The 339-nt window shown below is 53.4% G+C and carries 1 protein-coding gene; it reads left to right on the top strand.

Annotated elements, in window-relative coordinates:
- Positions 1-155: 155 nt before the first annotated feature.
- Positions 156-339: hypothetical protein (locus EZM41_RS13300; protein ID WP_232618815.1), on the top strand; the 184-nt coding region annotated here is incomplete at its 3' end.

Genomic DNA, 339 nt, shown 5'->3' with positions numbered 1-339 from the left:
CGATGTAGTTGAGATCCTCGCCGTGGCTTTGATAGGTATTGTGCCCGATGACGATGCCGTCGTCATCTCCACGAACAAGGGGGAACCGCTTACCCTTCATTCGAGTTCCCAGGCGGCTCAGCTGATATGCTAGCGCTAACGGTATTTTTCTATTTGTGAGAAGAGCAAATCCCGGCAGAGCAGCTTCTTTTCCCAAGCGTATTCAGTTTTTAGAGGAAGTTGCCAAAAAGGAACGCGGGCGTAGGGTCGAGAGCACCCCGCCGCATCTGACCTTCAGGCTCCCGGAGGGAGGGCGTATATTGGTGGGTTTAAACGCCAAAGGCAACAGGTTCGTCACCT

The sequence above is a fragment of the Acetomicrobium sp. S15 = DSM 107314 genome, from assembly GCF_016125955.1.
Lineage (GTDB): Bacteria > Synergistota > Synergistia > Synergistales > Thermosynergistaceae > Thermosynergistes > Thermosynergistes pyruvativorans.
This window is presented reverse-complemented; position numbering and strand designations above follow the sequence as displayed.